The organism is Streptomyces bluensis, from assembly GCF_014650715.1.
Taxonomy (GTDB): Bacteria; Actinomycetota; Actinomycetes; order Streptomycetales; family Streptomycetaceae; genus Streptomyces; species Streptomyces bluensis.
Genome location: NZ_BMVM01000039.1, coordinates 1 through 9,563 on the forward strand (window position 1 = coordinate 1; position 9,563 = coordinate 9,563).

Consider the following 9,563-nt stretch of genomic DNA (forward strand, 5'->3'; position numbering starts at 1 on the left):
TCCCCCGGCAACAACTCCCGGTAGTCGTTGTACATCACCCCCGCGAACACACCCGTCCGGCTGCCCCGCAACGACGACGGATCGATCCCCGCCCGCTCGATCGCCTCCCACACCGACTCCAGCAACAACCGCTGCTGCGCATCCGTCGCCAACGCCTCACGCGGACTCATCCCGAAGAACTCGGGATCGAACCCGGCAACGTCGGTCAGGAAGCCACCGGCCCGGGTCGAGGAGGTGCCGCTGTGATTCGGATCGGGGTGGTAAAGCCGCTCCAGGTCCCAGCCACGGTCGGACGGGAACTCCCCCACCGCGTCCACACCCTCTGAGACCAGCCGCCAGAGGTCTTCCGGCGACTCGACGCCACCGGGGTAGCGGCAGGCCATACCCACAATCACCACCGGATCGTCAGTGAGGGGCGTGGCGGTCGGCGCCGACTCCGGCGCCGTCCCAGGCTCTGTCAGCTGTTCATGCAGGTGGGCGGCCAGTTTCTCGGCCGACGGATGGTCGAAGACCAGGGTGGCGGGCAGGCGAAGCCCCGTCGCCGCGGCGAGTGCGTTGCGCAGTTCCACCGCGGTCAGGGAGTCGAAGCCCAGGTCCCGGAAGGGACGTCGGGGCTCAATGGAGCCGGAGCCGGAGCGAGAGCCCGAGTCGGCGTCGTGGTGGCCGAGGACGGCTGCGGCGCGGGTGCGCACCACGTCGAGGAGCAGGGCCCGCTGTTCCTCCACGGTCTTCCCGGCGAGGCGGCGCGCGAGGTCACCTGCGCCGGCAGGGGTCGTACGGCTCCGGAACAGGCCACGGAGCAACGGTGGGACGTCGGCACGCCACCGGGGTGCCGTGTGGTCGAGCCGTACGGGCAGAAGGACCGGGTCGGTACCGGTCGTCGCCGCGTCGAACAGGGCCAGACCCTCCTCGACGGTCAGGGGGCGGAAGCCGGAGCGTGCGAGGCGTTCGCGGTTGGAAGGGTCGAGTTCGCCGGTCATGCCGTCGGTCATCGCCCACGGCCCGTAGGCGAGGGAGGTCGCGGGCAGGCCGAGGGCACGGCGGTGTGCGGCGAGACCGTCCAGGTAGGCGTTGGCGGCGGCGTAGTTGGCCTGGCCCGTACCTCCGAAGGTGCCGGCCGCCGAGGAGAGCAGGACGAAGGCCCGGACGTCGGAGCAGAGTTCGTGCAGGTGGCGGGCGGCGTCGGCCTTGGGGTGGAGGACCGTGGAGAGGCGTTCGGGGGTGAGGGCGGTGAGGACGCCGTCGTCGAGGACGCCGGCCGTGTGGACGACGGCCCCGATGGTGCGGCCGGTGAGCAGGTCCGCCAGTGCGTCGCGGTCGGCCACGTCACAGGCGGCGATGTCCACGTGGGCGCCGAACTCCGTGAGTTCTGCGCGGAGTTCGGCGGCACCGGGGGCGGCCGTGCCTCGTCGGGACACGAGCAGCAGGTCGCGGGCGCCGTGGTGGGTGACGAGATGGCGAGCCAGGGCCGCGCCGATGCCGCCCGTACCCCCCGTGATGAGCACGCTGCCCGGGCCCGTCCAGATGTCTCGGGTGTGGTCGTCCGGCGTGCCGGGCTCGCGGCGTGTCAGGCGGGGTGCGAGCAGGTCCGTACCGCGTACGGCGACCTCCGTCTCGCCATCTCTCCCGTAGGCGCTGAGGAGTCGGGCCGGCGAGGGAAGGGGGGACTCGCTCTCGTCGCGGGTGAGCAGGGCCAGGCGGCCGGGATGTTCGTTCGCCGCCGAGCGGATCAGGCCCCGGACGGCTTCGAGGACCGGGGACTCCTCGTCGGTGGTCACGAGGACCAGGCGGGACGTCGCGTACGACGTAGCGGCGAGCCACATGTGGAGGAGTTCCAGGGTGTGGCGGAGTGTGGTGTGCAGTTCCCCGGGGGTGATCTCGGTGAGGACGAGATTTGGTGCCGTCGTGGTGCCGTCGAGGGCGTCGTCCAGGCCGGGCAGGATCTCCGCGTCCTGTGGCGCCCAGGCCGGGACGGAACCTGTGCACAGTACTGCGAGACGAGGAGCCGGGGACGCTTCGGAGTACACCACCGGCGCCCAGGTGCGCCGGAACAGCGCGTTGGGGACCGTCGTACCGCCGGCAGGGGACGGGGGCCTGGTGACGAGGGACCCCACGGTGGCCACCGGTGTGCCCGAGGGGTCGGTGACCGTGAGGCGCACAGTGTTCGTATCCGCGTCCATGTCCGCGTCCATGTCCGTGTCCGCGTCCGTGTCGCGGACGATGTGAGCGCGCAGCACGCGTGCGCCCGTGCTGCCGTGCGAGTGCAGGTCCACGTCGCGCCAGGCGAACGGCAGCCCCGGCGTGCCGCCCGTGAAGGCGGCGGCGTGCAGCAGGGAGTCGAACAGGGCGGGGTGCAGGCTGAAGCCGTCGGGGTCCGTGTCGTCGGGGAGGGCGGCCTCGGCGAATGCCTCGGCGCCGCGCCGCCAGACGGCGGTGAGCGCCCCGAACGGCGGGCCGTAGGTGAGGCCCGTGTCGGCCAGTTCGGCGTAGAAGGCGTCGAGGTCGACCGGCTCCACGTCGGCCGGTGGCCAGGAGACGGCCGCCGCGGCGGATTCCGACTCCGCTGCGGATTCCGACTCCGCTGCGGATCCCGGCTCGAAGCCGGGTGCGGCGGTGTCGGCGGCGAGCCGGCCCACAGCGTGGCGCAGCCAGGGCGCGTCGGGGTCGCCGTCGTTCCGGGAGGAGACGGTGACGGGGCGGAGGCCGGCCTCGTCGGGCTCCGCGACGGACACCTGAAGGATCAGGGCGTTGCTGTCGGGAAGGACCAGCGGCTGTGTGAGGGTGAGTTCGGTGATGTGCCCGTGGCCGAGTTCGGCGCCGGCTCGGGCGACGAGTTCGGTGAGCGCGGTGCCGGGCAGGACGACCTGGCCGGCGACGCGATGCCCCGTCGTCCACGGATGGGTCGCCGTCGAGACGCGACCGGAGAACAGGGCGGCGTCGGTGTCGGCGAAGCGCACCGCCGCTCCCAGCAGCGGATGGTGCACGGTGTCAAGTCCGGTGCCGCGGACGTCACCGCGCGGGGCTCCGGCGGCCGGCCAGTAGGGGCGGTGCTGGAAGGGGTAGCCGGGCAGCCGCGTACGGAGGGCGCCGGTCCCGGCGAAGAGCGCGGGCCAGTCGACGGGCACACCGGTGGTGAACACCCGGGCCAGCGCGGCGACCAGCGTGCTCTCCTCGGGGCGGCCGGACCGCAGCACCGGCACGGCGACGGCGTCCAGGGCGCCCTCGGGACCCGGCCCCGGCCCCGACCCCGTGCCTGATCCCATGCCCGATCCCATGCCCGATCCCGTGTCCGTGTCCGTGTCGGCGTCCTCGGACAGAATCGACTCGACGAGCGCCGAGAGCGCGCCGGTGGGGCCGACCTCCACATAGGTCCGTACCCCGGTGTCGGCCATGGCGCGGACGGCGTCCCCGAAGCGGACGGTCTCGCGCACCTGCCGTACCCAGTGGCCGGGGTCGGTCAGCTCGCCCTCCCCTACGACCGTTCCGGTCAGGGTCGACACGACGGGCAGGCTCGGCGCGTGGAACTCCAGGGTGTCCAGTACGGCGCGGAAGTCCGACAGCATCGGGTCCATGTGCGCCGAGTGGAAGGCGTGGCTGACCGAGAGGCGGGTGGTGCGTCGGCCGGGGAGCGCGGCAAGGGTGGCCTCGACGGCGGCGGGGTCGCCGGAGACGACCACGGCGGCGGGCCCGTTGACGGCGGCGAGCGACGCTCCGGCGGCGAGGCGGGGCCGTACGTCAGCCTCGTCGGCCTCGACGGCTACCATGACGCCGCCCTCCGGCAGGGCGTCCATCAGGGATGCCCGGGCCGTGACCAGGCGGCATGCGTCGGGCAGGGTCAGCACCCCGGCGACGTGCGCGGCGGCGATCTCGCCGACGGAGTGCCCGGCCACGACGTCGGGGCGCAGTCCGAGGGACTCCAGCAGCCGGTACAAAGCGACCTCGACGGCGAAGAGGGCGGGCTGGGCGGCGCCGGTCCGGTTGAGCGCCGCCTCGTCGGTGCCCCACAGCACATCGCGCAGAGCAGGGTCGAGCAGCGCCAGCGTCTCGTCGAGAGCGGCACGGAAAACCGGGAAGCGGTCGTACAACTCGCTTCCCGCGCCCAGACGTTGAGCACCCTGGCCGGAGAAGAGAAAGCCTGTCGCGCCCGGTTCACGGGCGATTCCCCGGGCGAGCTCGACGGGGCTGCCGGTGCTGGTGGCGAGGGCCACGGCACGGTGGGCGAAGGCGGTGCCGGCGGTGGCCGCCAGGGTGAGGCCGACGTCCAGGATGTCGTCGCGGTGGGCGAGTTGGGCCGTGCGGGCGTCCAGGGCGGCGGCGGTGCGGGCCGACATCACCCACGGAACCACGGCCGGTGTCACGGCGGCGGGCTCCCGCTCGGGCTCCTGCCGCTGGGGCGGTGCGGCTTCCAGGATGAGGTGGGCGTTGGTGCCGCTGACGCCGAAGGAGGAGACGGCGGCCCGGCGCGGCCGGTCCGTGTCCGGCCACACGGTGTCCGCGCTCACCGCGCGCACGGCACCCGATTCCCAGTCCACGTGCGTGGACGGCATGTCGGCGTGCAGGGTGCGCGGCACGATCCCGTGCCGCAGGGCCAGTACCGTCTTGATGACGCCGGCGACTCCGGCGGCGGCCTGGGTGTGCCCGATGTTGGACTTCACCGAGCCCAGCAGCAGCGGGTGCGCGCGGTCCTGTCCGTACGTCGCGAGCAAAGCCTGCGCCTCGATCGGGTCGCCGAGCCGGGTACCGGTGCCGTGGCCCTCGACCGCGTCCACGTCGGCCGGGGAGAGCCCGGCGGCGGCCAGCGCCTGGCGGATGACGCGCTGTTGAGCGGGTCCGTTGGGGGCGGTGAGGCCGTTCGAGGCGCCGTCCTGGTTGACGGCGGAGCCGCGCAGGACCGCCAGCACGCGGTGCCCGTTGCGGCGGGCGTCGGACAGCCGCTCCAGCACGACCAGGCCGACGCCCTCGCCCCAGCCGACGCCGTCGGCGGTGTCGGAGTACGCCTTGCAGCGGCCGTCGGCGGCGAGGCCGCCCTGGCGGTGGAACTCGACATAGGTCGAGGGGGTCGCCATCACGGTCACGCCGCCGGCCAGCGCGAGGGTGCACTCGCCGCCGCGCAGCGCCTGGGCGGCCAGGTGCAGGGCCACGAGCGAGGAGGAGCAGGCGGTGTCGACGGTGACGGCCGGTCCTTCCAGGCCGAGGGTGTACGCCACCCGGCCGGAGGCCACGCTGTGCGCGCTGCCGGCGCCGCGCAGGCCTGCGTACCGCTCGTCGCCGAGGAGCGTGCCGTAGTCGCCGTACATGACGCCGGCGAAGACTCCGGTACGGCTGCCGCGCAGCGTCACCGGGTCGATCCCCGCGTCCTCGACGGCCTGCCAGGAGACCTCCAGGAGCAGCCGCTGCTGCGCGTCCGTGGCGAGTGCCTCGCGCGGGCTCATCCCGAAGAAGTCGGCGTCGAAGTCGCCCGCGCGGCTGAGGAATCCGCCGCGCCTGGTCTCCTCCCAGCCGCGCTCCGCGGGAACGTCGCCGATCGCGTCGACACCGTCGGTCACCAGCCGCCACAGGTCGTCCGGGGACGCGACATCACCGGGGAAACGGCAGGCCATGCCCACGATCGCCACGAGGTCGTCGTCGCTGGTGCTCCGCCGGGCGTCCGCTTGGGCCGCGCCCACGGCCGCGTCCACGGCCGGGGCCGGGCCGCCGGTGAGCCGTTCGTGCAGATGCGCGGCGAGGTCGGCGGCGGTCGGGTGGTCGAAGACGAGGGTCGCGGACAGCCGCAGACCGGTGGTGGTGGCGAGGCCGTTGCGCAGTTCGATGGCCGTGAGTGAGTCGAAGCCCAGCTCGCGGAAGGGTCGTTGGGGGTCCACGGCGTCGGCGCGGCGGTGCCCGAGGACGCGGGCGATCTGCCCGCGCACGAGACCGAGCAGCTCGCGCCGTTGCTCCTCGGGCCCGAGCCGCCCCAGGGTCGCGGCGAGCCCCGCGTCGCCGGACGCGGACGGTACGGCGGCACGGCGCCGGTCGCGACCACGAGCGAGGGCACGGGCACCGTCTTCGACGAGTCCGCGCAGCACGGCCGGTGCGGCGGGCCCGGCGGCGACGAGCGCCCGGGTGTCCAGACTCAGGGGCAGTACGACGGGTTCGTCGAGGGCCAGGGCTGCGTCGAAGAGGGCGAGCGCGGTCGCCGTGGAGAGGGGCAGCAGCCCGGTGCGTGCCATGCGGGCCCGGTCGGCGTCGGTGAGCTGCCGGGTCATTCCGGCCGCGGCCTCCCACGGGCCCCAGGCCAGCGACAGCCCCGGCAGCCCCGCGCCACGCCGCTCGCGGATCAGCGCGTCCAGGGCTGCGTTGGCGGCGGCGTAGTTGCCCTGGCCGGCGCTGCCGAGCACCCCGGCCGCCGACGAGAACACCACGAACGGCACCTCTGCGTCGACGAGTTCGTGCAGATGACGGGCGGCCTCCACCTTCGGCCGCAGTACGGCCGCCACGCGCTCCTCGGTCAGCGCGGTGACCACACCGTCGTCGAGGATCCCGGCCGTGTGCACCACACCACCGACGGTCCGCCCGGCCAGAAGCCCCGCCACCGCGTCACGGTCGCCCACGTCACAGGCCACGACCTCGGCTCGGGCACCGGCCTCCGACAGCTCGGCGACGAGACCGGCGGCCCCCGGCGCGTCCGGTCCTCGACGCGAGACCAGCAGCAGGTCCCGCACACCGTGCCGCGCGACGAGATGCCGTGCCACGGCAGCGCCGAGCCCCCCGGTGCCACCGGTGACCAGGACACCGCCCCGGCCCCATGCCAGTGCCTTCCCTTCACCGGCTCGCACCGGCAACCGCCCCAGCCGGGGCACCAGAACCTCCCCGCCCCGCACAGCGACCTCGGGCTCGGCCCCGTCCAGGAGCAACCCGAGTGCGGTGCGCAGCGCCGACGGTTCCGGCTCGGTGAGGGCGAGCACCGCCAGTCGACCGGGATGCTCGGCAGCGGCCGACCTCAACAGGCCGCGCACGGCGGCCCCGGCGGGATCGTCACCGTCCCGGGTCACCAGGACCATGCGGCGCTCGGACTCCTCAGCCAGGACACCCCGCAACAGCGCCAGGGCGTCCGCGACGGCGGACCGCACCTGCGGCACGGGCGTCGGCAGCACCAGGACATCCGCCTCCGCCCCGTCCGCGCCGAGCCCGAGGCCGGCTTCCCGCAGCACCGCGGTGAGCGTGCCGTCACCGTCCCCGGAGACACACAGCCTGCCGGGGTCGCGGGCCACGTCCGCGGCCGGCACCACCCACTCGACCCGGTGGAGCGGTCCGGCCGCACCCCCTGCGGCCAGCTGCGCCGCCGTGACGGCACGGACAGCCAGCGCGTCGGCACCGGCCACGGGCCGTCCCGCCGAGTCGGCGAGAGTCACCCGGACGCGGTCCGGCGCGACGAGGGACAGCCGGACCCGGACCGCCGCGGCCCCTTCGGCATGGAGGGAGACGCCCTCCCATGAGAACGGCACGACACCGTCCCCCACCAGTAGCGAAGTACCGTGCAGAGCGGCGTCGAACAGGGCCGGGTGCAGCACGAAGCCACCCGGCTCCGTACCTTCCGGCAGCTCGGCCTCGGCGAAGACCTCATCATCACGCCGCCAGGCGGCCCGCAGCCCCTGGAAGGCAGGCCCGTACCCGAATCCGGTCAACGCCCGGTCGGCGTAGAAGGTGTCGAGAGCGACCGGCTCGGCATCGTCCGGTGGCCACACCGCCAACTCCTGGTCAGGCGCCGGTAGTTCGTCGCCACCATCCTCCAGCAGCCCGGAGGCGTTGACGGTCCAGGGTGCTTCCGGATCACCTTCCGGACGGGACCGCACGGTCACCGGCCGACGCCCGTCCGCGTCGGCCGGGCCGACCGTGACCTGAAGGCGTACGGCACCCTCGTCGGGGACGACCAGTGGCGTGCCGAGCGTCAGTTCGGCAAGGCGTCGGCAGGCGTACTCCTCACCGGCGCGCAGGGCGAGTTCGGCCAGTGCGGCGCCGGGCAGCAGGGAGCGGCCGTGCACCGTGTGGTCGGCGAGCCAGGGGTGCGAGGCGAGCGACAGCCGACCGGTCAGAACGAGGCCGTCCGAACCGGCCAGGGGCACGGCCGCGCCGAGCAGCGGATGCCCGACGGGCTCCAGCCCCAAGGTGGTGGCGTCCTTCACCGACAGGGAGGGCTCCGGCCAGAAGCGCTGCCGTTGGAAGGGGTAGGTGGGGAGGACGTCGGTGAGTCGGGCGCCGGTCCCGGCGAAGTACGCCGCCCAGTCGACGGGCGCACCCTGCACGAAGAGCCGGCCCAGCGCGACGGCCAGCGCCTCTTCTTCAGGACGGTCCTTGCGGAGGGCGGAGACCGCTACAGCCATGTCGGGGGCTGTCTGGTCGATGAGGGCGGTGAGGGTGCCGTCGGGGCCGAGTTCCAGGAAGCGGGTGACGCCGTGGGCGGTGAGGGTGCGGATGCCGTCGGCGAAGCGGACTGTGCCACGGACGTGCTGGACCCAGTAGTCCGGCGTGTCCGGGGCGGTGAGGGTGCCGGTGAGGTTCGAGACGAGCGGGATGCGGGGCTCGGCGAAGTGGAGACCGGAGATCGCGGCGCGGAAGTCCTCCAGCATCGGGTCCATCAGCGGGGAGTGGAAGGCGTGGGAGACCCGCAGGCGGGTGGTGCGGCGGCCAGGGAGAGCGGCGGCCACCGCGAGAACCGCTTCCTCCGCGCCGGAGAGCACCAGGGAGGCGGGGCCGTTGATCGCCGCGATGCTCACCTCGTCGGTGAGGTGCGGGATGACGTCGGCTTCCGTGGCCTCGACCGCGAGCATCAGGCCACCCGCAGGCAGCGCCTGCATCAGCCTCGCCCGCGCCGACACCAGCGCACACGCGTCAGCGAGCGACAGCACACCCGCGACATGAGCAGCGGCGATCTCACCGACGGAATGACCGGCCACGTAGTCCGGCCGTAGGCCCAGAGATTCGGCCAACCGATACAGCGCCACCTCGACCGCGAACAGCGCGGGCTGAGTGAACTCCGTACGGTTCAGGGCCTCCTCGTCATCACCCCACATCACGTCACGCAACCGCGGATCGAGCTCGGCCAAGACCTCGTCCAGCGCCTGGGCGAACACCGGGAAACGCGCACACAACTCCCGCCCCAGGCCGAGACGTTGAGCGCCCTGACCCGGGAACACGAACGCCAACGGCCCCTCGACCGCCACTCCCCTGGCCGCCTCAGTGACGCCCTCCGCCGACGCCAGCAACACTGCCCGGTGCGCGAACCGGGCCCGGCCGGTCGCGAGCACACGGCCGAGGTCTTGGGGGGAGCCCTCGATACCCGAGCGCAGAAGATCGAGTTGCGCGTCGAGCGCGGACGCCGTCTTGCCGGACACGACCCAAGGGACGATCCCGGACGGGTCCGGGGCCCTCTCGGCATCCGTCTCCACAGGCCCCTGCTCAAGGATCAGGTGGGCGTTGGTGCCGCTCACACCGAAGGACGACACGCCGACGCGGCGCGGGCGGTCGTTGTCCGGCCACACAACCGGCTCCCGCACCAGCTCCACCGCACCCGCCGACCAGTCCAC

1 protein-coding gene is annotated in these 9,563 nt (G+C 73.8%); it reads right to left on the reverse strand.

All coding sequences use genetic code 11. The annotated features are described in order from the left end of the window. Positions 1–9,563: type I polyketide synthase (locus tag IE262_RS38935; protein WP_189880362.1), on the reverse strand; the 9,563-nt coding region annotated here is incomplete at both ends.